The sequence below is a fragment of the Afifella sp. YEN Y35 genome (genome assembly GCF_047553465.1).
GTDB lineage: Bacteria > Pseudomonadota > Alphaproteobacteria > Rhizobiales > Afifellaceae > Afifella > Afifella aestuarii.
The window spans coordinates 388,668-415,322 of record NZ_CP180203.1 but is presented as its reverse complement, the minus strand read 5'-3'; the positions used below and the strand labels follow the sequence as shown (position 1 = coordinate 415,322).

Genomic DNA, 26,655 nt, shown 5'->3' with positions numbered 1-26,655 from the left:
CAACAAGCTTTTTCGACTTCTTATTCGGTATTCAGAGATTGACGCCAAAACACCAGGGAGCCGGCGCCCATCGCAGCCAAGAGCCATGCGAGCAGCGTGCCAAACCCTGTGAGGCCATATGCCCCCTCGGCGCCGGCAAAAAGCCACGCCCGCGCAGCGTCGGCGGCAAAAGAGGGCATAGGAACGGTGGCTATGGCCGCGCCAAAATAGGCCTGCACCATCGCGCACGCGACCCCGACGAGAAACACGGGAACGACTGCCGCGATCATACTCCGGAATATGATCGTGAGCGTCGCAACGATCGCTGCGACACTCGCCAGTTCGAGAAAGGCGATCACAAACGCTCCACTGAGCACGAAAACGCCGCTCGCATGAATCGACGTCCTATTGCCGGTGCCGAGAAGGCCAAGTGCCGTGTTGAGGATCATATCTCCGGCGACTGTCAGAATAAGACCGATGACCATGCACAGGAGGCAGACGACGAACTTCGCGGCGAGGAGAGGAATACGCCCTGCGCGGGGCACGAGGTTGCGCCAGGTCGAGAACCGGTATTCGACATAGAATACGGAGGAAACACCGATCGCATAGAGAAGCTGCGCAATCGGGTTCCCTGCGATGCTCAGTGATTGCGCGGCCGACAGAAGCGCATCGGCCCGTGCCGGCGGGAGGTGTCCTGATCGAAGGAAGAAAAAGCTCTCCAGCGTGATCTTGAAGGCGAGAGCGGCTGCAGGAACTGACAGAAATCCCCAAAACAGCATTCCTGGCTGGCGCAGGAGCTTCAGAACCTCCGCCGAAATGAGAGCGTTCATGGGAGCTCCCGTCGCGTTTCAGACAGGAACACCGATTCCAGATCGGGTTTCACCCATTTGGCCTCGAAAATCCGTATGTTGGCGTTTGCCAGCATACGGATGAGGTCAGGAGCCTCATCACGCCCAACGCGGACATAAACCCCACCGTCACCGGCATCCGCTTGCGACGGCAAGCGTTCGACGACGGCTTCCGGTAAATCGACGTTGAGCCAGAAGCGGGCTTGGCTGTCCAGCAACTCGGCGACCCGCCCCTGCGCCGCCATTCGACCATTCCGCAGGATCGCGACACGGTCGCAAACGCGTTCGACTTCATCGAGGAGATGGCTGGAAAGCAGCACGGTGATGCCATCCCGCCGGGCGAGATCGGCAATCAGCGAACGCATTTCGAGAATGCCGTCCGGATCGAGACCATTGGTTGGCTCATCGAGAACGATCGCGTCTGGGTGCGCGACGAGAGCACATCCGATCCCCAGCCGTTGCTTCATGCCGAGCGAGAATGCCGCCACCCTCTTATCGGCGGCGTATTCAATGCCGACGCGCCGCAGAACAGGCTCGACCATCGTGACGGTGTCGCTCAATCGAGCGAACATTTCCAAATGCTCACGTGCCGTCAGGAACGGGTAGAAGGCCGGGGCCTCGATCAACATGCCGAGGCGCCGGCGCGACCGCCGGCAGGCATCCTCTCCGAAAATGGCGATCGAGCCGCGATCAGGACGCACGAGGCCGGCGATGATCCGCAGCAATGTGCTCTTGCCGGCTCCGTTCGGACCCAGCAGGCCATATACGCAGCCTTGCGGAACACCGAGAGAAAGCCCATCGAGTGCTTTGAAAGCACGGCCTCCCCATCCGAATGTTTTTTCGACGCCCGAGACTGTAATGGCGTCTTCCCGATCTCCGTCGCTCACAAAACGATCCCATCTCGAGCCTCGCTTCCGAAGCGGCGTTGCGACGCGGACTCACGTTCCAGCTAGGCTATAGGCGATTGTCGGCCATCTCTGGCACCAGAATATGTCGAGGGCGAGAGCCGCAGGAGACGTTCGAGACGGCTTTCCCGGCATCGCCGCGCCCCCTTCGTCACGGGCGGAATCGCAATACACAACGATGCGCACGAGATTCCGCCAATCCGCACCACGCCGGCTTCCGCCTGAAAGGCGCAAATCGGGGACGAAATGTAGCTCGTCACAAAGGGTGACACCGCGCCCCCAAGGTGCTTCGCCGGCGACCTCAGGATCGCGATCGACCACTGGGTTGCAGCTGCTGATTTCGTCTCAGCTACGGATGCAGAGCTCTGGAGAAATCTCTGGCGCTCGGGCTGGCCGAACTCACTCCCACTCGATCGTTCCCGGCGGCTTCGAGGTCACGTCGTAGACGACGCGGTTGATGCCCTTCACTTCGTTGATGATGCGGGTCGCGGCCGCGCCCAGGAAGTCCATGTCGAAGTGGAAGAAGTCGGCCGTCATGCCGTCGACCGAGGTGACGGCGCGGAGCGCACAGACGAAATCATAGGTGCGGGCATCGCCCATCACACCGACGGTCTGCACCGGCAGAAGCACGGCAAAGGCCTGCCAGATCGCGTCATAGAGCCCCGCCTTGCGGATCTCGTCGAGGTAGATCGCATCGGCCTTGCGCAAAATGTCGAGCTTGTCGCGCGTCACACCGCCCGGGCAGCGGATGGCAAGGCCCGGCCCCGGGAAGGGATGGCGTCCGACGAAGCTCTCGGGCAGTCCGAGCTCGCGCCCGAGCGCCCTCACCTCGTCCTTGAAGAGCATGCGCAGCGGCTCGACGAGCTTCAGATTCATCCGCTCCGGCAGCCCGCCGACATTGTGGTGCGATTTGATCGTCACCGAAGGCCCGCCGGTGAAGGACACGGATTCGATCACGTCCGGATAGAGCGTGCCCTGCGCCAGAAATTCCGGCGCCTTGCGCCCGTCGGCCGCAAGCTTCTCCGCCTCGGCTTCAAAAGTCTCGATGAAGAGGCGGCCGATCGTCTTGCGCTTCGTCTCCGGGTCCGCCTCGCCTTCGAGCGCCGAGAGGAAGATGTCCTCGGCGCGCACATGCACGAGCGGGATATTGTAATGGTCGCGGAAGAGCGAGACGACCTCCTCGCCCTCGCCGAGCCGCATCAGCCCGTGATCGACGAAGATGCAGGTGAGCTGATCGCCGATCGCCTCATGCAGGAGAACCGCGGCAACGGAGGAATCGACGCCGCCGGAAAGCCCGCAGATGACGCGGCCGGAGCCCACATCCTCGCGAATGCGCGAGATCGCCTCCTCACGGAAGGCCGCCATCGACCAGTCGCCTTTGAGGCCCACGACCTTGTGCGCGAAGTTCGCGATGAGCCGCGCCCCGTCCGGCGTGTGCACCACTTCGGGATGGAACTGCACGCCGTAGATCTTGCGGCTCTCATCGGCGATCGCGGCAAAGGGCGCCCCGCTCGAGGCGGCGATGACGCGAAAGCCTTCGGGAATGGCCGTCACCTTGTCGCCGTGGCTCATCCACACCTGGTAGCGCGAGCCTTTGTCCCACACGCCTTCGAACAGCGGCGAGGCCTCTTTCACCTCGACGAAGGCGCGGCCGAATTCGCGATGGTCGGAAAGCTCCACCTCGCCGCCGAGCTGCCGGCAGATCGTCTGTTCGCCGTAACAGATGCCGAGCACCGGCAGGCCGGCCTCGAAGATCGCCTGCGGCGCGCGCGGCGTGTCGATTTCCGTCGTGCTGGCCGGACTGCCCGACAGGATGATGCCGCGGGGATTGAGCCGCTCGAGCGCCTCTTCGGCCTTCTGAAAAGGCACGACTTCGGAATAGACGCCGGCTTCGCGCACCCGCCGCGCAATGAGCTGGGTGACCTGCGAACCGAAATCGATGATGAGCAGCGTATCGTGCTGTTCGGAGGGATGCTCTTTCATGGCACACCTTTAGGCGCATGTGCGCGTGAGCTCAATAACCCAATCGCCGGAGAAGGCCTCAGTCCAGAAAAAGCTTGTAGCCGCGATGCGTGTTCTGAAACCCGAGGCGCTCGTAGAAGCGGTGCGCGTCGCGGCGGGCATTGTTCGACGTGAGGGAGAGCGAATGCGCGCCCTTGCGCCGCGCCTCGGCGATGGCAAAGCGGACGAGCTTGCCGCCGATTCCCTGCCCCCGCTCGGCGGGGCGCACCTGGACGGCTTCGAGCGTGGCTTTCAGAGCGCCGCGATCGGGCAGCGAATAGCGAAATCCGAGCTGGAACGTGCCGATCACTTCGCCGTCCTGTTCGGCGACGTAAAGACATTCATCGGAGCTGCCCGCCAGCTCCTCGAACGCCTTCTGGTAGGACGGCAAGGCCGCAGGATGCAGCGTGTCACCATGGCCGCCGATATCGTCGGCCGCAAAGATGGCGATCAACGCCGCAAGGTCACCCCGTTTGGCTCGGCGGATAGAAAGTCCAGACATTCCCGTCGCTCAACCTCGTTTTCGAATGCCGGCGCAGTCTGCGCACGACAGCTTGAGCGGGACATGCGTTCCCCCGCGCCCGCACCGGCCAACGACCGCGCCGTCTCGTTCAGACCGCGCAGCCCGTCGGATCCCGGGCGTGCTTAAGGCCGATTCCGGCCGAAGCCAACATCCCCGATTGCACAAGATGAGAGCGTTCGCACGCGCCGTGAGGGCGCCCGTTCGGCCGCTCACGAGGGCCGCTCACAAGGGCCGCTCACGAGGGCCGGCCGCCGCGCCGCCTTGCAGCGATGGAGCAGCGGCAGAGAGCGGCTCTGCCGGCATCCGCGCCTCAGCGCGGCGTCTGGCCGCAACAGCAAACATATGCACGAAAATAAGAACGATGATATATTTTCAGGCAATTCGAACGGTGCGCAAAGTCGTCTTTGCGGGCGAGATGGGATTTTACTCTTTCAAGAGAGATGAATTTCGCCCTGGACGATAAGAACACTCCGAGGGAGGAGCGAGATGACGGCTCCCCAGACGCTCTTTCGGGATACCTGCAAGATATTTCTTGCGATGAAAGACACATACCCGAAAATCGTCACCGGCACAGCGACGCAAAGTGAAATCAACAACTTCGTCGCTCAGAGCAGTGTCGCCGCCGACAAGACAGACGAGCTGATGAATGCCCTCGGCCGGCAGGATGACGCCGGAAAAGCCGCCGCTCTCACACAGTTCTACGACGAGATCGCCGCCCTCCTTCGGGGCGATCTGAAGCATGCAAAGCCCCTCTGCCGCGATCTGGTGCGCCAGTTCACAGAGATCGCCACCTTCCATGTCCTCCACGAGGAGGGCGACCTCGCAGCCTGGAGAGCGCTGGCGGACCGCTATCGCCGGATGCTCGACGCCCTGCCTAAAAAGTGAGTGAGGCGCAGAAGATGCTCGATCATTCCCACATCCCGGAAACCGGCCACCTCCTCTGGATCGACAAGCCGGGCGCCAGCTTCGCAATCGATGTGCATGTCGGCAAGGGCGGCATCGCCTCGGCCGCGGCCCTCGCGCATCGCAAGGCGAAAACCGGCAAGAGCTTCGCCATCAACGGCACCTTCTTCTACGCCGGACGGCTTCTCGGAGACGCCCTGACGCTCGCCGGCAATCTCCATCTCACCTCGGAACCGAAGGCGAGAAAACGCTTCGGCTTCGCCATCACCCTCTTCGACCAGCCGACGATCTATGAGCGCGCCCTGCTCCCGGAGGCTCCGAGAGAGCTCGAAGCCAGCTATCGCGCCACCTACCACGCAGCTTTGGGTGGTCTCGGGCGCCTGCTCGCCGGCGGCAAGAATGTCGCCGACGCCGCGACGCTGAAAGACAATTCCGGGCAGTTCTTCCTCGACGACGCGATCCGGAAAACCTCCCGACCGGCGCTCGGCATCGACAAATCCGGCCGCCTTCTCGTCTTCGTCGCGACCGAAAAGGAAACACCCGCCCATAAGGGCCTGCGGCCCGCCGAAATGGCCGACGTCATGCAGGCGAGAGGCGTCACCGATGCGGTCTTCCTCGACGGCGGCGGCTCCACCTCTCTTGCCGTCAACGGCAAGGTCCTCGTGAAGGGGGGCAACGACAGCTCCATCCCCTGCTGGGTGATCGGCTATGGATAAAGCGCCTGTCGTCTCGCGCGGCACCGCCTCCCCGGCTGCCGTCTCCCCAGTTGCCGCCTCCCCAGTTGCCGTCTCCCCAGTTGCCGCCAACCCGCGCCGGCTCGTCTTCGCGCCTGGCGTCAAAGCCATCCGGGATTTTCGCACGGGCCGCTTCGCGCTGTTCAACGATTGCGAGGTGCCGGTTTCCCGGTATCTGGTCTTCGACGCCGACGAGAGCGACGTGCTCGCGCTCAGGCGGGGCCTCGACGAAGAGGCGTTCCGCGCCGCGCTCCCACGACAGGCGGAGGACTATCTCGCGGCGTTCGACGAGGAAGGCTTCTTCGCCCCGCCCGAGCCGGCCGCAGACCGCATCCGCCACGTGCGCCGAGGCTACGACGCCGCGATGCGGGCGCGCGAGAAGGCTTTGCACCAGGACCTGGAAGAAAAGCTGGAGAGCTTCCGGCGCGATGGCACCAGGCCCTGGTCGACCTTCGCTCCGCCCGATTCCGCTCCCTTCGTGGAAGTGTCGCTCCTCATCACCGATGCCTGCAATCTGCGCTGCCGCTACTGCCATGTGATGGACAATGCGCCCGACCTCCCGTCCGACAAAGCCGTCGGCGTCATGTCGGAGGCGACGCTTGCGGCCTTCGCCCGCACATTCGTCGATTACATCCGCCAGCGCTGGGGCATGGGCTGCCTCAACGTCGTGTTCTTCGGGGGCCAGCCATCGCTGAAGGGCAAGGTGCGCGCCTTTCTTTGTCACGCGGCCGCATATCTGAGCGCCTATGCCGCCCGCGAAAAGATCTTCATCCGCTTTGCGATCGACGACAACGGCACGCAGATCGACGACGACCTCATCGCCTTCTTCAAGGCGTACGATGTTCGCGTCGCGCTCTCCTTCGATCCGCCCGTGGAGGTGAACGACTGGCAGCGCCCCTTCCCCGGCCACGCGTCAAAGAGCGGCAGGACGGTCGAGAACGGGCTGCGACGGCTCCTCGATGCGGGCGTGCGCGTCGGCCTGCGCGCCACGGTGAGCGATCAGAACCAGAGCGCCGTACGCCGATCGATCGAGACATATGCCGCCTGGGGCCTCACCGCCGCCTCCTTCATCCCGATGCAGGACGTCGCCCATGGCCGGCGGGTCACAGGCGTCGCAGCGCCCGATCCCGCCATCCTGAAGCGGGAATATCTCGACGCCTTCGAGGCGGTGCTGAAACTCTATGACAGCACCGGCCGCGTCTTCGATTTCGGCCCGATCACCTCGATCCTCCACCGTGTGGCCCGCGGCGGCGAACGCCAGACCTGTGGCATGGGCGACATCTATTTCGCCGTCGATCCGACCGGTCGCGCCTTTGCCTGTCACCGCGACCTCATCGACCGCTATCTCATCGGCGATGTCGCCGCACCCGACTGCGCCCGGCGCCTGCTCGACGCACCGCTGCGGCAAACCTGTCCGCAGGTGACGAGCTTTTATGATCCGGAGCTTTTCTGCGAGCATCCGAACGCCTGTGCCGCGGAGGCAAAAAACGAGATCTCCTGCGCCGCCTGCCCCATCCTCGCTTTCTGTGGCGGCTCCTGCCCGGCCGCAAGCCTTGCCCATTACGGCTGCACCAACATCGGCGTCTCCGTCCTCGTCGATTCCGATCCCGCCCGCGGAACGGAAAGATGCCGCTTCAGCCGCGAATTGGTGGAAGAGCTCTTCTGGCACTTCATCGACGAACCGCCGGCATCGCCTTTCAGGCGCTATTGCACGGCCCTCTTCGGCGAGGTGCCGGCATGAACCTCCTCCTCATCGAACGCTGCAACCTCACCTGCGCCTATTGCTTCTTCGCCGGCAGCCTGAATGCCCGCCCGGCAGAGCGCGGCGGTCACGACATCATCACTGAGGAGAATTTCCGCGTGGCCCTGCGTTACGGGCGAGACTTCGTCGTCACGGGGCTTCGCGACAGCGTCAATCTGCTCGGCGGCGAGCCGACGCTGCATCCGCGCTTCCGCGAGCTCGTTGCGATCGCCCGCTCGCGCGAATTCGCCCTGCCGAACGGTGCGCCGCTGCCCGTCAGCGTCTTCTCCAACGGCATCTTCGAGCCTCAGATCGCGGAATTCCTCGGCGAGACCCCGTGTGGGCTGATGCTGAACATCAACCATCCGTCGAGCTACAGCGGCCGCCTTTGGCAAAGGCTCACCGCCAATCTCGACATCATCGCGAGCGCCCGCGGGAGCGAGCCGTTCAGTCTCAGCCTCAACCTCTTTGCGCCGGATCAGGAGGTCGACTTCGTCTTCGATCTCCTAAAACGCCATGGCGCGCGGCATCTGCGTGTCGACGTCGCCAAGCCCAATTCCGCGGCGACCAACACGCATGTCGGCTTCGAGGACCTGCCCGCCATGGTGCCGCTCTTCGAAAGGATCGCCGAACGCTGCCGACACGATGGCATCGCCCTCAACACGGATTGCTGCCTGCCCGTCTGCGCGGTCGACAACGACCGTCTGGCGCGCCTGAAAGAGGCCGGCATATTCCTGTCGTTTGCCTGCCCTGGCGCCATCGACGTCACGCCCGCGCTTCAGCTCTTTTATTGCGGGCCTTTGAAGCATCTGAGCTTCGGCCGCATCGACGGCTATGCCGGCGCCAAGGAGATTGTCGAGACGATCGAAGAGACGGTCCGACCGCTGCGCTGGGAGGTCGCGACCCGGAAGGCGTGCGAGACCTGCAAATGGCGCACCCTCGACATCTGCCAGGGCGGCTGTCTCGCCTTCAAGCCGCCGGCCACAGCCGAACGGAGGAGCCACGATGAAGAACAAATACACGCTGAGCGCCTATGGCCAGAGCCGCAGGCGGGACGATTTCGCCGAGCCGGCGCCGTCGCAAACGGCCACGGAGGCGGATGATCGTCATGTGCGCGCGAGCTGCTACGTCAAGGATCCCTGTTATGTAAAGGACACCTGCTACGTGAAGGATAGCTGCTACGTCAAAAACACCTGCTACGTGAAAGACACGTGTTACGTGAAGGGCTGAAGATCGCCCTGTCGCCCGCCCCCAGCGGCGTGGCTCGCGACACCCGTCAGCCCGCGGTCCAGCCCATTCATTCGCCGGCGCAAAGCCGCGGCATTACCTTCACGATGCCTGATTTGCGCCGCATTTTCGCCTCAACGCGGACACAAGTCAAAAACAAGATTTCATCTATCGACGGTGAGCTCTAAAGGCCAATTCCGGCCCAGCCAACACCGCCGATGCTTTCAGGATAGAGACGATGGCAAATACTCCGAAGCCGGGCCCGAAGGATCCGAAGGGCGGTAAGGGCGGCAAGAAGTAATCTCTTCCAGTCCAGGTATTGTCGAGGCGGCTGCACGCAAGTGCAGTCGCCTTTTTGTTCTTAAAACCTTAGAATAACGGGAGCATCCGCGCAGAGATCGCGAGATGCCCGCACATCGACTTTTTCCTACTCCCCGCCGTCACGCATTTGCCACGAGCTTGGCGCGCTTTGCTGCCGCTTCGGCGATGCCGATGGCGGCAAGGGCAACCGCCACATGCACGAGCTTCAGGAGCCAGGGCGCGCTCGCGATCGGCATGTGGAGCTGCGCCAGCCCGACGACGGGCAGAACAAGGCCGAGCACAAAAGCTCCTGCAGCCACCCCCTTCGAGACTGGCATCACCTTGAAGGCGAGCGCCCACAGGGTCAGCACGAAAAGCCCGCCGAAGGTCATGTGCAGGTGGATGGGCAGTTCGTAATAGCCGAACCACCACGCCGCGCCGAGGGCGAGCGCAACGAGGGCCAACACCCGTGCGGCCATGATCAGCATTTTCGTCATCGTTCGCTCTCCAATTCAGAATGGGATGTCTGTCGAACCGGCATGTGAGCCGGCGCTCATCGCTCGCCAGCCGCGCAGGAAGATCTGATCCGCGTGAGGCATGGGACGGGAAAGAAGGTTGCGGCGGACCTGCAGACGGTCCGGAATCTCGCGCTCAAGCCGCAAGCTTCAACCGTTTGGCGGTCATCTCAGCGACACCGATCGCGGCGACGGCGAGCAGGAGATGCAAGGCGCCCGCCACCCGCCCGTCGATCAAAAGAAGGATCGGCGCAATGCCGGCAAGCACGACGAGGGGGATGAGAATGAAGCCCGCTGCCGAAATCCAGGGCCTCGCCGTCAGCAGGCGGCGGCTCAGGATCCACAAGGCGGCGAGAAAAATGCCCCCGGCGATCATGTGAAAGTTGAGGACGAGGTCGGAAGCGCCCTCCGCCCAGATCAGCACGCCGAGAAGGAACGCGATGACAGAACAAAAGCGCGCGGTCATCGCGAGAGCCTGCGAGTTCATGCGAAATGCGCCCCCGGGACAGGCGGACGGCGGGCGCCGCCGCCGCTCCGCTCTCGTTTCGAGCTCAACCTATTCGATGCCGAGCTTCTCCTTCAACAGGGCGTTGACGGCCTGCGGATTGGCCTTGCCCTGGCTCGCCTTCATCACCTGCCCGACGAACCAGCCGATCATCGTCGGCTTGGCCTTCGCCTGCTCGACCTTGTCCGGGTTGGCCGCGATCACCTCGTCCACCACCTTCTCGATGGCGCCGGTGTCGGTCACCTGCTTCATGCCCCGCGCCTCGACGATGTCGCGCGGATCCCCGCCCTCGCTGTAGACGATCTCGAAGAGGTCCTTGGCGATCTTGCCGGAGATCACCTCCTCCTTGAGCATGTCGAGAATTTCGCCGAGCTGCGCCGGAGAGACGGGCGATTCCTCGATCGTCCGGCCGTCCTTGTTGAGCGCACCCAGAAGATCGTTGATCACCCAGTTCGCCGCCTGCTTGCCGTCACGGCCCTCGGCGACATGCTCGAAGTAATCGGCGATGGCGCGCTCGGAGACGAGGATCGACGCATCATAGGCGGACAGGCCGAAAGCCTGGATCAGCCGCACGCGCTTGTCGTCGGGAAGCTCCGGCAGATCCGCGGCCAGCGCCTCGACATAGGCGGCGTCGATCTCGAGCGGCAGAAGGTCGGGATCGGGGAAATAGCGATAATCATGCGCCTCTTCCTTGGAGCGCATGGACCGCGTCTCGCCCTTGTTCGGGTCGAAGAGCCGCGTCTCCTGATCGATCGTGCCGCCGTCCTCGATGACGCCGATCTGGCGGCGCGCCTCGTATTCGATCGCCTGACCGGCGAAGCGGATGGAATTGACGTTCTTGATCTCGCAGCGCGTTCCGAAAGGCTCGCCAGGCCGCCGCACCGAGACGTTGATGTCGGCGCGGAGATTGCCCTTGTCCATGTCCGCATCCGACGTCCTCAGATAGCGCAGGATCGAACGCAATTTGGCGAGATAGGCCTTGGCCTCGTCGGAGGAGCGGAGATCGGGCTTGGAGACGATCTCCATCAGGGCCACGCCCGAGCGGTTGAGATCGACGAAGCTCATCGTCTCGTGCTGGTCGTGCAGCGACTTGCCGGCATCCTGTTCCAGATGCAGCCGCTCGATGCCGACCGTGATCTCTTCGAACTCGCCCTTCTTGTCCGGACCGACCTCGACGATCATCTCGCCCTCGCCGACGATCGGCTGGTCGTACTGCGAGATCTGATAGCCCTGCGGCAGATCGGGATAGAAGTAGTTCTTGCGGGCGAAAACCGAGCGGTGGTTGATCTCAGCCTTGAGGCCGAGCCCCGTGCGCACCGCCTGCGCCACGCATTCCTCGTTGATCACCGGCAGCATGCCGGGCATCGCCGCGTCGACGAGGCTCACATGATCGTTCGGCTCGCCCCCGAACGCCGTGGCGGCGCCGGAAAAGAGCTTCGAGTTCGAAGCGACCTGGGCATGGACTTCCATGCCGATGACGATTTCCCAGTCACCGGTCGCACCGGCAATGAGGTTTTTCGGATTGGTATTGCGGTTTTCGGCGATCATTCGCAAAGGCTCCAGCGTTGCGCCCGCTATAGACCACCGTTTCGCCGAAAGGAAAGAGGCCAGTCGCCCGCCGCCGGCCGCGCATCGGATCGCAAAGCCGCACCCGGCATGCCGCTAAGGCGCAGCCCCCCAAGATGGGACGTCAGAGCCCGAACCTCAGTAGCAGCAATATTCCGGCGGAGGCGGGATCTCGCCCGGCAGGAGCGTCTCGCCGGTGGCGCAATAGAAATACGGCGTGCGCGCCGGAACGGTCGGCCGCCCTTCTTTGTCGAAGAGCTTCACCGTCTCCCCGCCGATCGGACACACCACGACCTGCGGCTGCGGATTGACCGGGGGATAATAGCCGACATCGAGATCGGCGGCCCTGGCCGCGGAAACGCTCGCCGCCAGCATTCCGATGGCCGCCGCTGACAATGCAGCCACAGCGAGCATCTGCCGCGCCGTACGCCAGTGTTCTCGTCTCATGCTACTCCCCAGCGCTCGATCAACCTTGCCCAAATTGAGGCAAATCGAGCTGGAAATGGTTAACAAGACGAAGTGTTCCCGGCCGAGTTGCTGCCATCGTAAATTTTCAGTTAACACGCGCAGGACCCGCCAATTGATCCTGATCAATGTTGGGCTGCCGCCATGGCCATAATTTCGCCATACGCGGGCAGCCCGCAGCACGGCGGAGGCGAGTATGGCACTCAAGAAGCGCTACCTCGAACACCTGAACCGGATGCGCCGAATGATGGCGATCTACGGTTTGGGCCCGAGCGATGTCACGAACATGCTCGGCGACAACGAGACGCGCAACGCCCTCGGCCGCTGTATCACCTGCGACTCTGTATGCCCTTGCGAAGCATACCTTGCAGACGGTGAGAATGCGGACGCGCCTGTTTTTTGCCCGAACCTGCAACTTATCGAGGCACTCGCCGCCCAGTTGGACGGCGATCCGAGACAGGCCCGGTCCGAAAGCGCCGATGTGAGTGCCTGGCACTCGATTGATCGGCGCGGCGTCCGCTTCGGCGCCTCTGCCTGAACCTCGGAGGGCAGCCAAAGCGAATACGCCCACCGGATGGGGGCCGGGGTAGGCGGCGACGTGAGCGGCTTGGGGGGAGCTCGGGACTTCGGTCTCGTGCCAAGGATCCGCTCCGTCTCCGCCTGCCCCATTTAGCTTGGGGCGCATTTCGCCTGAGCTCCATTCTGCTGGAGTCTTGAGACGGGAGACGACCCGCCGGTCGTCCGAGAAAACCGCCACACCGCGCCTCACTGACGAGCCTCGCGCACAACCTCCGCGAGATTTCCTCTGCGCCAGACTGATTCTCGCCGCACGCGCCGCACCCTCCCGGTGATGGCATAACCCTCGCCGTCAGCTCCCGCAGGTCAGGCATTCCGCCTCCCCTCCTGCATTGAAAAGATTGCGCCCTGCGACAAAACGCGGGAATAAGACCTCCGTCCCAGCCTTTCTTTTTCAATGCCCGCCCACCGTCTTATCCCGCTCATCGTCGCGGTCGCGCTCTTCATGGAAAACATGGACGCGACCATGATTTCCACATCGCTCCCGCAGATTGCGGCCGACATCGGCACCACGCCGATCGCGCTCAAGCTCGCCTTGACCGTCTATCTTCTGTCGCTCGCGATCTTCATCCCGGTCTCCGGCTGGGCGGCCGACCGTTTCGGCGCGCGGCGGGTTTTCACCTCGGCGATCGTCGTCTTCATGATCGGCTCGCTCGCCTGCGCTGCGTCCAATTCGCTCATGAACTTCGTCGGCGCGCGTTTCCTGCAGGGGCTGGGCGGCGCCATGATGACGCCCGTCGGCCGCCTCGTGATCATGCGCACGGTGGAAAAGCGCGATTTCGTCAATGCCATGGCGTGGTTTTCGATCCCCGCTCTGCTGGGGCCGATCTCGGGTCCGCCGCTCGGCGGCTTCATCACCACCTATTTCTCCTGGCACTGGATCTTTCTGATCAACATTCCGATCGGCATTCTGGGCATCTTCTTCGCCCTCCGCTTCGTGCCGGAATTGAAATCGGAGGAGACGCGCCCGCTCGATTCGCTCGGCGTCGTGCTGATGGGCCTTGCGAGTTCAGGCCTCGTCTTCGGCTTTTCGGTCGCAAGCCTCGGCGTGCTGCCGGCGATCGCCTGGCAGGCGATGATCGTCATCGGCGGCGTGTCCGCTCTCGCCTATCTCCGCCACGCGCGGCGCGTCGCCTATCCGGTGGTCGACCTCTCCCTCATCCGCGTGCCGTCTTTCGGCTTGAGCCTCGGCGGCGCCACGCTCTTCCGCATCGGCGTCGGCGCCATGCCCTTTCTCCTGCCCCTGATGCTGCAGATGGGCTTTGGCCTCAGCCCGTTTCAGAGCGGCCTCATCACCTTCACCGGCGCGGCCGGCGCCCTTTTCATGAAGTTTCTGGCGCAGCCCATTTTGCGCCGCCTCGGCTTTCGCGCCGTCCTCGTGGCCAACACGCTGATCGGCGCGGCCTTCCTCGGTGTGATCGGCTTCTTCACCGAGGAAACCCCGGCGCTCGTCATGATGGGGCTGCTGCTTGCCGGCGGCTTCGCCCGCTCGCTGCAATTCACCTCGCTCAACGCGCTCGCCTTCGCCGATATCGACCACGAGCGCATGAGCCATGCGACGAGCCTCTGGGCGACGGCGCAGCAGATTTCGCTCGCAACCGGCGTCGCCGTCGGCGGCACGCTTCTGGAAGTCTCGATGCTCAGCCACGGCGGGGGGATCGAGATCGGCGATTTCCACTTCGCCTTTTACGGCGTGGCGATCGTCTCGGCGCTCTCGATGCTCTTCTTCCTGCGCCTGCCGGACGATGCGGGCTCGGAGATGAGCGGCCATATCGCCGGCCCCGCCTCCGGCAGCGGCGGCGGCCTCAGCAAGCTCTGAGCACGTCGTTTATTCGGAGATTACCGCCTCGAACTCGATCTCGACGAGCCAGTCGGGATCGATGAGCCCCGCGGTTACCACCATCGTCGAAGCCGGGCGGATCTCGCCGAACGCCTCGCCATGGGCGCGTCCGACCGCCTCCCAATCCATGCGGCGGGTCAGAAAGATGCGCGTGCGCACCACATCGGCAAGGCTCGCACCCGCTTCTTCGAGCGCGATCCTCGCAATCTCGATCACGCGCCGCGTCTGCGCCCCCGCCTCGCCGACGGCGAACGCCTTGCCGTCCTCGCCGATCGGCGCCGTGCCGCCGACGAGAACGCGGTTGCCGACCCTGACCGCCCGCGAAAAGCCGATGATCGGCTCGAACGGGCTCGCCGAGGAGACGTTCTTGCGGCTCACCACCAGCGTTCCGGCTTGAACGCGCCAGCGGCGTCTTCGATCACCTGCCCGGCCTTGAACAAGGTCGCCTCGTCGAAGGGACGGCCGATGAGCTGCAGGCCGAGCGGCAGGCCCTTGGCATCGAGGCCGGCCGGCACCGAAATGCCCGGCAGCCCGGCCATGTTCACCGTCACCGTGAAGACGTCGTTGAGATACATCTTCACCGGATCGGAGTTCATCTCCTGATCGGCGATGCCGAAGGCGGCCGACGGTGTCGCCGGCGTCAGAATGGCGTCGACACCCGCGGCAAAAACATCCTCGAAATCGCGCTTGATCAGCGTGCGCACCTTCTGGGCGCGCAGATAATAGGCGTCGTAATAGCCGGCGGAGAGCACATAGGTGCCGATCATGATGCGCCGCTTCACCTCGCGGCCGAAGCCCGCCGCGCGCGTCTTCTCGTACATGTCGATGATGTCGTCACCGTCGACGCGCAGGCCATAGCGCACGCCGTCATAGCGCGCGAGGTTCGAAGAGGCCTCGGCCGGCGCCACGATGTAATAGGCCGGCAGCGCGTATTTGGTGTGCGGCAGCGACACTTCGACGATCTCGGCGCCTGCGTCGCGGTACCAGTCGATGCCCTGCTGCCAGAGCTTTTCGATCTCCTCCGGCATTCCCTCGACGCGGTATTCCTTCGGCACGCCGATTTTGAGCCCCTTGACGCTTTCGCCGAGCGCGGCCGGATAATCCGGCACGGCGATGTCGACGGAGGTGGAATCCTTCGCATCGACCGAGGCCATGGATTTCAGCATGATCGCCGCATCCTTGACGGTGCGCGCGATCGGCCCCGCCTGGTCGAGCGAGGAGGCGAAGGCGACGATGCCCCAGCGCGAGCAGCGCCCGTAGGTCGGCTTGATGCCGACCGTGCCGGTGAAGGCCGCCGGCTGCCGGATCGAACCACCCGTATCCGTCGCCGTCGCGCCGGCGCAGAGATTGGCGGCGACCGCGGCGGCCGAGCCGCCCGAGGAACCGCCCGGCACGAGATCGGTGTTCGACCCCTTCGCCCGCCACGGGCTGACCACCGGGCCGTAATACGAAGTCTCGTTGGAGGAGCCCATGGCGAACTCGTCCATGTTGAGCTTGCCGAGCATGACCGCGCCGTCGGCCCACAGATTGGCGGTCACCGTCGATTCGTAGCGCGGTTCGAAGCCGTCGAGGATGTGCGAGCCCGCCTGCGAATGCACGCCTTCGGTGGCGAAGAGATCCTTGATGCCGAGCGGCACGCCTTCGAGCGTTCCACCCTCGCCCCTGGCGAGGCGCTCATCGGAAGCTTTCGCCATCTCGCGCGCCTTGTCGGGCGTCACGGCCACATAGGCGTTGAGCGCATCGTTCGCCGCGTCGATGGCGGACAGATACGCCTCCGTCAGCTCCACGGCGGAGAACGACTTGGCGGCGAGGCCATCGCCGATCTCGGCGATGGTAAGAGAAGTAAGATCGGTCATCGAAATCGGCTCAGTTGGAAAGGCGTTTTTCCATGAAGATGGAGACGCCGTCATCGGGATAATCGAGATAGGGACCGCGGACGGCAAAGCCGGCCGAACGGTAGAGGTTGAGGGCGGCCGGTTGCTGGTCGCCGGTTTCCAGAAGAAGCGTGGCAAGCGCCATATCGCGGGCACGCGCTTCGATCGCCGTGAGGATCAGCCGGCCGAGGCCCCGCCCCTGCTGGCCCGGCGCCACATACATCCGCTTCACCTCGCCCTCGTCCTCAGACAGAACCCGCAGCGCGCCGCAGCCGACCGCCTTTCCCCGCTCACGGGCGACGAAGAAGACGATATTGGGCTCCGACAGTTCCGCCACCGTCATGTGGTGGCAGGCTTCGGGAAGGTAGAAAGACAGAAGATAGGCGTTGAGGTCGGCGATGAGCGCATGCACCTCCGGCTGATCGGGAGGCTCCGCAGCAATAGAAACCGATTGTTCCAGAACCGCCGTCACGGCTCATTCCACGACTTTGGGAACCAGGAAGAAATTGTCCTCGCTCAAAGGCGCGTTGGCGACGATGTCGATGGCCTTGGCGCCGTCGGTGATCTCGTCGGCCCGCATCTTGAGCGTCATCGCGGCGACGGAGGTCATCGGCTCGACGCCCTCGACATCGACTTCCTGCAATTGCTCGACGAAGCCGAGAATGGTGTTGAGCTCGCCGCGCAGGCCCTCGGCCTCTTCCTCGGTGACCTTGATGCGGGCGAGATGCGCGACGCGTTTGACGGTGGAAAGATCGACGGACATAAAAAACCCCTCTTCTCCGGCCCGCTATAGACCGCAGAAACCGGCGCGGCAACGCCCCGCGCCCCGGCATTCCAACCATCCGATGCCGGCAGGAGATTGCAGGGGCGGACAAAAACGCCGCCCCGCCCTCTCAACCGTTCATAACCGGCAGGCCTCAGACCTCCATCGTCTCTCCGACCTGGGGCACCAGCACCTTGCCGGCATCGTCGCCGAGCGCCGCCAGGAACTTGTCCGGTGCCTGATCGACCAGCGGGAACGTCCGATAGTGGCAGGGAAAGATCTTCGAGAAATCGAAATAGCGCTGGCAGGCGAGCGCCGCCGTTTCGCCACCCATCGTAAAACGATCGCCGATCGGCACGATGCCTATTTCCGGCTTGTGCCGCTCATGAACGAGCGCCATGTCGCCGAAGATGTCGGTGTCGCCCATATGGTAGAGCACCTTCTCGCCCGGCGCCTTGACGACGAGACCCATCGGATTGCCGAGATAGACCGGGGTGCCGTCGACCATCGTCGAAGAGGAATGCAGCGCGTTGACGAAGGAGACGGTGAAGCCGCCGCAATCGACGGTGCCGCCGTGGTTGCCGGGATTGACGTTGTCGCCGTCGACGCCGTTCTGCGCCAGATACATGCACACTTCGAAGGAAGAGACGAGCTGCGCACCCGTCGCTTTGCAGATGTCGACCGTGTCGCCGATATGGTCGTCATGGCCATGCGTCAGCAAGACATGCGTCGCGCCCTTGGCGGCCTCCAGCGGATCGCCCTCGAAGACCGGCGAGCCCGACAGGAACGGGTCGATCATCACCACTTTGTCGGCGAAGTCGAGACGGAATGCGGAATGTCCGAGCCAGGTTACTTTCATGAGATAAGCCTCCCTTGTTCGGCGATAACTCTAGCGGGCTTTCACGACATGACGAGGGCGCCGGATAACGCGCGTGGCATGATGAGGCCCGGCACGGCAACGTTCACGGTCGCGCCAGCGCCGTGCGGATAAAGGCCTGGCGCATGTCGGGCAGGCCGAGGCCCCTGGGCGCCAGTACATGCCGCTCGAGAAACAGCCCGGTAATGGCAAAGCCCGCCGCCAGATCTTCCTCGTTGGGCGGCGACTCGCCGCCGCCTGCGCGCAAAAAGGCCGGCAAAGGCAGCAATCGGTCCCGGTAGGGCGCCCCCGCCCCTTCGCTCACCGCACGGCCGGATTTCGGCGACACATAGACGAGCCGCTCCGTCGTGCCGGTCGCGGCACAGGCGGTGAGGTCGAGCCCGACGCCGAGCTCCTCCAGCAGCATGATCTCGAAATGCACCATGCCCGCGGCAAAGCCTTCGCGCGCGGCATCGGCACTGAGCGCCCCGTCGAGGAGCGTCCTGAGCGCCGCATGCAGGGCTGGATGCGGGTCCCGCTCCGGCAGGAGCCTGAAATGCGCGGAGAGAAGCTGCATGCCGTAGGACGCGGTCCGGTCGGCCATAATGGCAGCGGCACGTTCGGTGATCGGTTCGGCGCGAAAATTGCCGAGATGCGCGTCGAGCCGCGCCCGCCAGGTGAGCGACAGGGTATTGCCCGGCTGCAGGATCGGCCGCTGGCGGCGCGAGCGCCCGCCCTTGACGAGGCCGAGATGACGGCCGCGCGCTTCCGTCATCACCTCCAGGATGATGTCCGCCTCGCCATGCCGGCGCGTGGACAGGACGATACCGTGCTCCGACCATTCCATGGCGCAGGCTTAGAGCGTTTCATCCGGCGACGGAAACACTTCTCGTTTGCCTGCGATGGGGCGATCCGGCGGAAACGCAGGCAAATGCGACACGGGCATGGAGCAAGCGACGCGACGCACCGGGCGTCGCGCCGCGTCTCGGTAATGCTTACTTTTCGGCGGCCTTGGCCTTGGCGCGCTCGATGCCTTCCAGGACGAGCTGTTCGGCCCCTTCGGTGTCGACCCAGCGGCCGACATCGACCCACTTGCCCTTCTCCAGATCCTTATAATGCTGGAAGAAGTGGGCGATCTGCTCGCACATGATCTGCGGCAGATCGAGATAGCTGCGCACGCCGGTATAGAACGGATGCAGCGCGTCGACCGGCACGGCGATGATCTTCTCGTCGCCGCCCGATTCGTCTTCCATGATCAGCGCCCCGACGGGACGGCAGCGGATGACCGCGCCCGGTACCACCGGCACCTGGCTCACCACCATGATGTCGCAAGGATCGCCGTCCGGCGACAGCGTGTGCGGGATGAAGCCGTAATTGCCCGGATAGAACATCGCGGTGTGCAGAAAGCGATCGACGAAGATCGCGCCCGACTTCTTCTCGAGCTCGTATTTCACCGGAATGCCGCCGAGCGGAATTTCGACGATGGCATGAAGATCCCGGGGCGGGTTCTTGCCGACAGAGATATGACGTAGGTCCATGAAGATCCTCGCAGCGGGCTGCTCGTGCTGCCCTTCTTAAAGTAGATTCATAAGTTTGAAATCGCCCGCCAGCCCTTTGAGACGATTCAGGAAGATTCCGGAGCGCAGCGTCTCTTGGCGAAAGCTGCGCCGGCAAAGCCAAACGCGAGATGGCCTTACCGCTGAAAGAAATGCGCTCTGCCATGCCGGCAGATCGGGCTCAATGCACCTTTCGGCTGGGATCGGCATCATCGACTGGAAGCGCTTATAGGCTGAGGAAAGTGAATTTCGCTTTACGACAAGCGCCGCAACGCCCCTATTTCGGAAATTCCAGCCCCATCTCCCGGTAGCGTTCCGGATCGTTGGTCCAGCCCTCGCGCACCTTCACGAACAGGAAGAGATGCACCTTGCGCTCCAGCATGTGGTGCAGCTCGCGGCGTGCGGCGATCGAAATCTGCTTGATCGTCTCGCCACCCTTGCCGAGGAGGATCTTGCGATGGCTTTCGCGCTCCACGAAGATCACCTGGCTGATCCGCACCGATCCATCGCGCTTCTCTTCCCAGCTTTCCGTCTCGACCGTCGCCGAATACGGCACCTCCTGATGCAGGCGCAGCATCAGCTTCTCGCGCGTCACCTCGGCCGCGATCGCGCGCATCGGCAGGTCCGACACCTGATCTTCGGGATAGAGATACGGCCCCTCCGGCATCGCCCCGGAGAAAAACTCCAGAAGGTCGCTGACGCCGTCGCCGTTCGCCGCCGACACCATGAAGGTGCGCGAGAACGGCAGCCGCGCATTCACCTCCGCCGTGATGGCGAGAAGCGCGTCGCGGCGCACGAGGTCGATCTTGTTCAAGATCAGGACGCGCTTGTCCTCGCGCGCCCCGGATTCGCCCAGGCGGTCGATGATGCCGAGCGCGGCTTCGTCGAGCCCGACACGTGCATCGATGAGAACGGCGGTGATGTCGGCATCCGCCACCTGCGCCCAGGCGGTGCTCACCATCGCCTTTTCCAGACGCTTCTTCGGCGCGAAGATGCCAGGCGTATCGACGAAGACGATCTGCGCACCCTCATGCATGGCGATGCCGCGGATGACGGAGCGTGTCGTCTGCACCTTGTGCGTGACGATCGCCACCTTGGTGCCGACGAGCTGGTTCAACAGCGTCGACTTGCCCGCATTCGGCGCGCCGATCAGGGCCACGAAGCCCGCCCGCGTTCGCTCTTCGCTTTCAGATGATGCCGGGCTCTCAAGCTCGGTTGTCACAGCCATACCCCCTCGCGACGCAGAATGGCGGAAGCGGCCGCATGTTCGGCCTCTCGCTTCGACGGGCCTCGGCCCTCTGCCCCTTCGGCGCCTTCGATCAACACTTTGACGGAGAATTCCGGCGCATGGTCCGGTCCTCTGCGTCCACTCTCTTGATAACGCGGCGTGCCGTGCCCGTTGCGATGCGCCCATTCCTGCAATTCGGTCTTGGCGTCGCGCAGCGGGCCCTGCATCGTCCGCAGCCGCTTGATCCAGAAACGGTGAATGATGACTTTGGCCGCATCCAGGCCGGCATCGCGGAAGACCGCGCCGATCACCGATTCACATGTATCGGCGAGGATCGACCGCGCCGTGCGCTCCGTCGCCCGCGCCAGGCTCTCGCCGACGCGGTAATGCTCGGCGAGATGCATCTCCTCCGCCACTTCCGCACAGGCGTCGCGATTGACGAGCCGTGCGAGCCGGCGGGACAACTCGCCCTCCGGCGCCTGCGGATATTCCTCGATCAACAGATCGGCGATCACGAGGCCGAGCACCCGGTCACCCAGGAACTCCAGCCGTTCATAGGTATTCAGCGGATCGCCGCGCCGCTCGTCGCCGATGGCGCTCGCATGCGTGAGCGCGCGCTTCAGCAGGTCCGGGCGGGCGAAATGATGGCCGATCCGCTCTTCAAGATCGCCGAGCGAAGCCTTGCCGCTCATAATGCTTCAAGCAGCCGGTTGTAGCGCAGCGACCACGGCCACCGCCAGAATTCCCAGACATGGCTGTCCTCTTCGACCGAGAAGAAGATGACCTCGGCGCGTCCGACGAGATTTTCTTCCGGCACGAAGCCGACGAAATTCAGAAAGCGGCTGTCGGAGGAATTGTCGCGATTGTCGCCCATCATGAAATAATGGCCGGCCGGCACTTCGTAGACGCCGGTATTGTCCTTCTCGCCGTTCGGCGTGAGGTCGAGCGTCATATAGCTGACGCCGTCCGGCAGCGTCTCGCGGTACTGCGCGACCTTGATCTCCTGACCGAAGGCGTTCTCGCCGGTGTAATCCTCGACGCGTTCGCGCTCCACCGGCGTGCCGTTGATGTAGAGAAGGCCGTTCTTCATCTGGATCTTGTCGCCCGGCAGGCCGATGACGCGCTTGATGTAATCGGTCTTGGGATCGCGCGGCAGCCGGAAGACGGCGACATCGCCGCGCTTCGGCCCGTCGCCTTCCCAGATGCGGCCATGGATGAAGGACAGATCGATCGGGAAAGAGTAGCGCGAATAACCGTAGCTGAACTTCGAGACGAAGAGATAATCGCCGACGAGAAGCGTCGGCATCATCGATCCGGAAGGAATGTTGAAAGGGTGATAGAGAAAGGTGCGGAAGACGAGCGCGATCAAGAGCGCCTGGATGACGACCTTGAGCGTTTCGCCCAGGCCTCCGCTCGATTTGGCTTTCTCGGATTCGGCGCTGCGTTCGGCCACGTTCATGGCTCCGTCCTTGGGAAATTGCTCGCGGGTTTAACGGCAGCGTCCCCCGCCTGCAACGCCGGGCCGTCTCCGCTGCGCATTAATTCTGTTTTTGAGGCCTGAATGCGGCAGCGCCGTCAGTCTGCGCGCACCGCCTCGATCACGACGAAAGCCTGCGCCAGCGGGCCGTCGTCGGTGATGGTGAGATGGATGAGCGCTTCGTAGCCTTCGGGCGTCATGCGGGCAAGCACTTCCGCCGCCCCGCCGGTCAGCCGCATGGTCGGCTTGCCGGATGGGAGATTGACCACGCCCATATCGCGCCAGAAGACGCCCTGCCGAAGCCCCGTCCCGAGTGCCTTCGAACAGGCCTCCTTGGCGGCGAAGCGCTTGGCGTAAGACGCCGCCCGCATTCGCCGGCGTTCCGATTTCGCGCGCTCCACCTCGGTGAAGACGCGTTCGACGAAGCGTGTGCCGAAGCGGTCGAGCGTCTGTTCCACGCGGCGAATGTCGATGAGATCGGAGCCGAGGCCGATGATCATGCCGCCTCTCCCGCCTCCGCGCGGGCGGCATCCATCAGCCGGCGCATCTCGCGGATGCTCTCGCCGAGCCCGACGAAGATCGCCTCGCCGATGAGATAATGGCCGATATTGAGCTCGCGGACTTCGGCAAGCGCGGCGATCGGCGCCACATTGTCGTAGCCGAGTCCGTGGCCGGCATGCACTTCGAGCCCGATCGAAGCGCCGTAGCGCGCCATCTCCGCAATGCGCTGGCGCTCTTCCTCGGCGCCGGCCTCGTCGCCCTCGCGCCAGAGATCGCAGAAGCGCCCGGTGTGCAATTCGACGACGGGCGCGTGAAGCGTGCGCGCCGCATCGAGCTGCGCCTTCGCCGGCTCGATGAACAGCGAAACGCGTACGCCCCGTTCGTTGAGCGCGCTCACGATCGGCCCGAGCCGCGTGATGCCGCCGGCCGCGTCGAGCCCGCCTTCCGTGGTGCGTTCCTCGCGCCTTTCCGGAACGAGGCAGGCCGCATGCGGGCCGTGCTTCAGCGCGATTTCGAGCATCTCGTCGGTCGCCGCCATCTCCAGATTGAGCGGCAGCGAGATCTCGCTCATCAGCCGGTCGATATCGCCGTCGCGGATATGGCGGCGATCTTCGCGCAGATGCGCGGTGATGCCGTCGGCGCCAGCCTCCTCGGCGATTTTCGCCGCTCTCAGGGGGTCTGGATGGTCGCCGCCGCGCGCATTGCGTACCGTTGCCACGTGATCGATGTTGATGCCGAGCCGAAGCGAAGAGGTCATTGAATTCCGTTGAAGCTTGCACCGTTCTGCGGGGCATCGCTCGCCGCCGGCTTGCGCCGCGCCACGAAACGTTCCCGCCGGGCCGCCTGATAGGCCGCAACGAGCCTGTAGACAATCGTGTAGGTGATGATCCCGGCGACGAGCCCGAGCGGCACCGCCCCGATCGTCATCGGCTTCAGGATCGGCAGGAGCTGGTCGAAGGATTTCTCCACCAGATCGTGACCGAGACGGGCGGGCGGCATTTCGTGCTGCCCCCGCCACAGGAGATGGCCGAGCTTGTAGGTCGCGGCCCAGATGAAGGGGAAAGTGAGCGGATTTCCGATCGAGGTGCCGAGCGCCGCGGCGATGAGGTTGCCGCCGATGAGCCAGGCGATGGCGAAGGAAATCACGAAATGCAGACCGAGAAACGGCGTGAACGAGGTGAAGACGCCGGCCGCGCAGCCCGCGGCGATCGCATGCGGCGTCGCGGAGAGCCTTAAAATCCGCTTCATGAAATAGAGAAACGACCGCCGCCAGCTCGAACGCGGCCAGAGCCAGACGCGCAAGCGCTGAAAACGACCTTCCTCTATACGTCTGCGAAACAGCATCTTTCGCCTTCTGATCTCTCCGCCCGCATGACGCAGCGGCCCGAAATCCACTCTATCCGTTGACGCGCACCACGCCGCTCACCACCGATTTCGCCCTCAAGTTGCGCATGATGTGGTTCAAATGCTTGAGGTTCCAGACTTCTAGATCGATTTCAAGCTCGGTAAAGTCACGACGGCGCTGCAGCATCCGAAGATTGTCAATATTTCCGTCACTGCGACCGATCGAATCTGCAATCTCGGCAAGAGACCCGGGCTCGTTGAGCGTCGACACGCGAATCCGCGCCGGAAACCGCTCCGCAGAGCCCTCAGGGATATCCCAGCGCACATCGACCCACCGATCCGGCTCGTTCTCGAATTCCGTCAAAGCCGGAGAATGGATCGGATAGATGGTAATCCCCTCGCCTGGTGTGAGGATGCCCACGATGCGGTCGCCCGGCACGGCGCCGCCCTCCGGGTCGAACCGGATCGGCATGTCACCGCTCGCGCCGCGGATCGGCAGAGCGTTGTCGTCATGCGCGCCGCGCCGGCCTTCTTCGTCGAGGTTGAAGCCGAGGCTCGCCCGCGCCGTATCGTGCCAGGTATTGGTGCGCGTGCCCGCCTGCGCCGCGGTCATGCGCTCGGGGAAGACGGAGTTCATCACCGCATCGGCGTTGACCTGGCCGCGCCCGACGGCGGCGAGGAGATCCTCGACGTCTTCGAAGCCGAAATGGCCGACATGCTCCTTGAGGCGCGCCTCCGACCACGGCTCCTCCAGCCGCTCGAAAGCGCGGTGCAGCGTATGGCGGCCAAGCCCCGCATATTGCTTGCGCACATGCGCACGCGTGGCGCGCCGGATGGCGGCGCGTGCCTTGCCGGTGACGACGACGGATTCCCAGGCGGGCGGCGGCCGCTGCGCTTCGGAGCGCACGATCTCCACCTCGTCGCCGTTTTCCAGAGGCGTCACGAGGGGCGTCAGCTTGCCGTTGACCTTCGCCCCGACGCAGGTGTCGCCGATATCGGTGTGCACCGCATAGGCGAAGTCGATCGGCGTCGCGCCGCGTGGCAGCGCGATGAGGCGGCCCTTCGGCGTGAAGCAGAAGACCTGGTCCTGGAAGAGCTCGAGCTTGGTGTTTTCCAGAAATTCTTCCGGCGCGTCGCCATGGGCGATGTGTTCGACCGTCTGCCGCAGCCAGGCATAGGCGGAGGATTCGCGCGCCAGCCGGTCCCGGTCGGCGGCGATGCCGTCCTTGTAGAGCGGATGCGCGGCGATGCCGTATTCGGCGATCCGGTCCATCGCATAGGTGCGAAGCTGCAGCTCGACGCGCTGCTTGCCCGGCCCGACCACCGTCGTATGCAGCGATTGATAGCCGTTCTGCTTGGGCGTGGAGATGTAATCCTTGAAGCGCCCCGGCACCATCCGCCATTCCGTATGCACCGCACCGAGCGCCCGGTAGCAGTCGCTCACGTCGTGAAAGAAGATGCGGAAGCCGAAAATATCCGACAATTGTTCAAAGCCGACGGCCTTGCGCTGCATCTTGGCGAAGATGGAATAAGGCCGCTTCTGCCGGCCCCGGATCTCGCCCTTGATGCCGCTGTCCTGCAATCTCTTTTCAAGCGCCACCTGGATCGTCTCGATGTCGCCGCCGGTGCGCTCGCGAAGATCGACGAGCTTCGCCGCGATCGTCGCATAGGCTTCCGGATTGAGCGTACGAAAGGACAGCTCTTCCAGCTCCTCGCGCACGGCCTGCATGCCCATGCGCCCGGCGAGCGGCGCATAGATTTCCATCGTTTCTTCGGCGATGCGGCCGCGCTTCGCCTCCGGCACGTATTGGATCGTGCGCATATTGTGCAGACGGTCGGCGAGCTTGACGAGAAGCACGCGCACATCGTCGGCGACGGCGAGAAGCAGCTTTCTGAGGCTCTCAGCCTGCCGCGCCTCGCGCGACATGAGATCGAGCCGGTCGATCTTCGTCAGCCCGTCGACGAGGCGGCCGATCTCGGTGCCGAAAAGCTTGTCGATCTCGTCGCGCGTGGCACTCGTATCTTCGATCGTGTCGTGGAGAAGCGCGACGGCGACCGAGGCGTCGTCCATCCTGAGTTCGGTGATGATGGCCGCGACTTCGAGGGGATGGGAAAAGTAGGGATCGCCGGAGGCGCGCTTCTGCGTGCCATGCTTCTTCATGGCATAGACATACGCGCGATTGAGCAGATCTTCATTGACGGCTGGATTGTAGGCGGCAACCCGCTCGACCAGCTCGTATTGGCGCATCATCCCCAGACGTCCTCGCGGCCTTGTAGCCCTGCGCGGCTAGTGAACCGCTTTCAATGCATTTTGCCGGATATAGGCTTTACAAAGGCTGAGCGCATCCGTGCGACAAAAAAAGCCCCGCATCGGCGGGGCTTTATCGTCGCGACGGGGAAGACCCCGCCGCCGATGTCGCTGAAGCCG

Annotated in this window: 28 protein-coding genes; 6 read left to right on the top strand and 22 right to left on the bottom strand. The window is 63.9% G+C overall.

The annotated features are described in order from the left end of the window. Positions 1-20 precede the first annotated feature (20 nt). From ACK8CP_RS01990 to ACK8CP_RS01975, 4 genes are all read right to left on the bottom strand, one after another. Positions 21-809, bottom strand: a complete 789-nt coding sequence (locus ACK8CP_RS01990; protein WP_414833178.1) for a hypothetical protein — start codon at positions 807-809, stop codon at positions 21-23. Next, a complete protein-coding gene (locus ACK8CP_RS01985; protein WP_414833177.1) occupies positions 806-1,714 on the bottom strand; it encodes an ABC transporter ATP-binding protein in 909 nt (302 codons plus the stop codon). Before ACK8CP_RS01985 ends, ACK8CP_RS01990 begins: the two co-directional genes overlap by 4 nt. Before the next feature lie 417 nt (positions 1,715-2,131). After that, a complete protein-coding gene (gene guaA, locus ACK8CP_RS01980; protein WP_414833176.1) occupies positions 2,132-3,715 on the bottom strand; it encodes a glutamine-hydrolyzing GMP synthase in 1,584 nt (527 codons plus the stop codon). A gap of 58 nt (positions 3,716-3,773) precedes the next feature. Beyond that, positions 3,774-4,235, bottom strand: coding sequence for a GNAT family N-acetyltransferase (locus ACK8CP_RS01975; protein WP_234628591.1), 462 nt, complete (start codon positions 4,233-4,235; stop codon positions 3,774-3,776). Between the two features lie 558 nt (positions 4,236-4,793). On the opposite strand from ACK8CP_RS01975, the gene ACK8CP_RS01970 reads away from it, so the two are divergent. From ACK8CP_RS01970 to ACK8CP_RS01955, 4 genes are read left to right on the top strand one after another with little or no spacing between them, the layout of a single operon-like run. Continuing rightward, positions 4,794-5,141: a hypothetical protein gene (locus tag ACK8CP_RS01970; RefSeq protein WP_414833175.1), complete on the top strand. Its 348-nt coding sequence runs from the start codon at positions 4,794-4,796 to the stop codon at positions 5,139-5,141. A gap of 14 nt (positions 5,142-5,155) precedes the next feature. Further along, positions 5,156-5,875, top strand: a complete 720-nt coding sequence (locus tag ACK8CP_RS01965; RefSeq protein WP_414833174.1) for a phosphodiester glycosidase family protein — start codon at positions 5,156-5,158, stop codon at positions 5,873-5,875. Continuing rightward, positions 5,868-7,634, top strand: a complete 1,767-nt coding sequence (locus ACK8CP_RS01960; RefSeq protein ID WP_414833173.1) for a radical SAM protein — start codon at positions 5,868-5,870, stop codon at positions 7,632-7,634. Before ACK8CP_RS01965 ends, ACK8CP_RS01960 begins: the two co-directional genes overlap by 8 nt. After that, on the top strand, positions 7,631-8,737 hold the full coding sequence (locus tag ACK8CP_RS01955) for a radical SAM protein (RefSeq protein ID WP_414833172.1): 1,107 nt from the start codon (positions 7,631-7,633) through the stop codon (positions 8,735-8,737). Before ACK8CP_RS01960 ends, ACK8CP_RS01955 begins: the two co-directional genes overlap by 4 nt. Before the next feature lie 564 nt (positions 8,738-9,301). On the opposite strand, the gene ACK8CP_RS01950 is transcribed toward ACK8CP_RS01955, so the two are convergent. The 4 genes from ACK8CP_RS01950 to ACK8CP_RS01935 all read right to left on the bottom strand — a co-directional run bounded on the left by ACK8CP_RS01950 (position 9,302) and on the right by ACK8CP_RS01935 (position 12,194). Beyond that, positions 9,302-9,658, bottom strand: coding sequence for a hypothetical protein (locus ACK8CP_RS01950; protein WP_414833171.1), 357 nt, complete (start codon positions 9,656-9,658; stop codon positions 9,302-9,304). 154 nt (positions 9,659-9,812) lie between these two features. After that, complete coding sequence (locus ACK8CP_RS01945; protein ID WP_414833170.1) at positions 9,813-10,142, bottom strand: hypothetical protein; 330 nt, start codon at positions 10,140-10,142, stop codon at positions 9,813-9,815. 90 nt (positions 10,143-10,232) lie between these two features. After that, positions 10,233-11,729, bottom strand: coding sequence for an Asp-tRNA(Asn)/Glu-tRNA(Gln) amidotransferase subunit GatB (gatB, locus tag ACK8CP_RS01940; RefSeq protein ID WP_234628599.1), 1,497 nt, complete (start codon positions 11,727-11,729; stop codon positions 10,233-10,235). A gap of 156 nt (positions 11,730-11,885) precedes the next feature. Beyond that, positions 11,886-12,194, bottom strand: coding sequence for a hypothetical protein (locus ACK8CP_RS01935; RefSeq protein WP_234628600.1), 309 nt, complete (start codon positions 12,192-12,194; stop codon positions 11,886-11,888). A gap of 214 nt (positions 12,195-12,408) precedes the next feature. On the opposite strand from ACK8CP_RS01935, the gene ACK8CP_RS01930 reads away from it, so the two are divergent. After that, positions 12,409-12,750, top strand: coding sequence for a DUF6455 family protein (locus ACK8CP_RS01930; RefSeq protein WP_414833169.1), 342 nt, complete (start codon positions 12,409-12,411; stop codon positions 12,748-12,750). 435 nt (positions 12,751-13,185) lie between these two features. Beyond that, positions 13,186-14,607 carry an MFS transporter gene (locus ACK8CP_RS01925; RefSeq protein ID WP_414833168.1) on the top strand — a complete coding sequence of 474 codons (1,422 nt, stop codon included), beginning with the start codon at positions 13,186-13,188 and terminating at the stop codon, positions 14,605-14,607. A 9-nt stretch (positions 14,608-14,616) separates the two neighbouring features. On the opposite strand, the gene ACK8CP_RS01920 is transcribed toward ACK8CP_RS01925, so the two are convergent. The 14 genes from ACK8CP_RS01920 to ACK8CP_RS01855 form a co-directional block, all read right to left on the bottom strand. Further along, entirely contained in the window at positions 14,617-15,006 is a 390-nt protein-coding gene (locus ACK8CP_RS01920) for a RidA family protein (protein ID WP_414833167.1), read from the bottom strand. Beyond that, a complete protein-coding gene (gene gatA / locus ACK8CP_RS01915) occupies positions 15,003-16,484 on the bottom strand; it encodes an Asp-tRNA(Asn)/Glu-tRNA(Gln) amidotransferase subunit GatA (RefSeq protein WP_234628604.1) in 1,482 nt (493 codons plus the stop codon). The genes ACK8CP_RS01920 and gatA overlap by 4 nt, the downstream gene beginning before the upstream one ends. Positions 16,485-16,494: 10 nt before the next feature. Further along, positions 16,495-16,974 (bottom strand): GNAT family N-acetyltransferase, encoded by a 480-nt coding sequence (locus ACK8CP_RS01910; RefSeq protein ID WP_205649834.1) that lies wholly within the window; start codon positions 16,972-16,974, stop codon positions 16,495-16,497. Positions 16,975-16,977: 3 nt separating this feature from the next. Beyond that, complete coding sequence (gene gatC / locus ACK8CP_RS01905; RefSeq protein ID WP_234628605.1) at positions 16,978-17,265, bottom strand: Asp-tRNA(Asn)/Glu-tRNA(Gln) amidotransferase subunit GatC; 288 nt, start codon at positions 17,263-17,265, stop codon at positions 16,978-16,980. 154 nt (positions 17,266-17,419) lie between these two features. Continuing rightward, positions 17,420-18,124, bottom strand: coding sequence for a metal-dependent hydrolase (locus tag ACK8CP_RS01900; RefSeq protein ID WP_414833166.1), 705 nt, complete (start codon positions 18,122-18,124; stop codon positions 17,420-17,422). Positions 18,125-18,227: 103 nt separating this feature from the next. Beyond that, on the bottom strand, positions 18,228-18,968 hold the full coding sequence (gene recO, locus ACK8CP_RS01895; protein WP_414833165.1) for a DNA repair protein RecO: 741 nt from the start codon (positions 18,966-18,968) through the stop codon (positions 18,228-18,230). 148 nt (positions 18,969-19,116) lie between these two features. Beyond that, positions 19,117-19,659, bottom strand: a complete 543-nt coding sequence (gene ppa, locus ACK8CP_RS01890) for an inorganic diphosphatase (protein WP_128291383.1) — start codon at positions 19,657-19,659, stop codon at positions 19,117-19,119. Between the two features lie 295 nt (positions 19,660-19,954). Then, positions 19,955-20,905, bottom strand: a complete 951-nt coding sequence (gene era / locus ACK8CP_RS01885; protein ID WP_414833164.1) for a GTPase Era — start codon at positions 20,903-20,905, stop codon at positions 19,955-19,957. Beyond that, positions 20,896-21,597: a ribonuclease III gene (rnc, locus tag ACK8CP_RS01880; RefSeq protein ID WP_234628609.1), complete on the bottom strand. Its 702-nt coding sequence runs from the start codon at positions 21,595-21,597 to the stop codon at positions 20,896-20,898. The genes era and rnc overlap by 10 nt, the downstream gene beginning before the upstream one ends. Further along, entirely contained in the window at positions 21,594-22,364 is a 771-nt protein-coding gene (lepB, locus tag ACK8CP_RS01875) for a signal peptidase I (protein WP_092810699.1), read from the bottom strand. Before lepB ends, rnc begins: the two co-directional genes overlap by 4 nt. Positions 22,365-22,480: 116 nt before the next feature. Continuing rightward, entirely contained in the window at positions 22,481-22,882 is a 402-nt protein-coding gene (gene acpS, locus ACK8CP_RS01870; protein WP_128291379.1) for a holo-ACP synthase, read from the bottom strand. Then, a complete protein-coding gene (locus ACK8CP_RS01865; protein WP_414833163.1) occupies positions 22,879-23,640 on the bottom strand; it encodes a pyridoxine 5'-phosphate synthase in 762 nt (253 codons plus the stop codon). Before ACK8CP_RS01865 ends, acpS begins: the two co-directional genes overlap by 4 nt. Next, entirely contained in the window at positions 23,637-24,185 is a 549-nt protein-coding gene (locus ACK8CP_RS01860) for a DUF2062 domain-containing protein (protein WP_414833162.1), read from the bottom strand. Before ACK8CP_RS01860 ends, ACK8CP_RS01865 begins: the two co-directional genes overlap by 4 nt. A 94-nt stretch (positions 24,186-24,279) precedes the next feature. Further along, positions 24,280-26,478, bottom strand: coding sequence for a RelA/SpoT family protein (locus tag ACK8CP_RS01855; protein WP_414833161.1), 2,199 nt, complete (start codon positions 26,476-26,478; stop codon positions 24,280-24,282). Positions 26,479-26,655 lie beyond the last annotated feature (177 nt).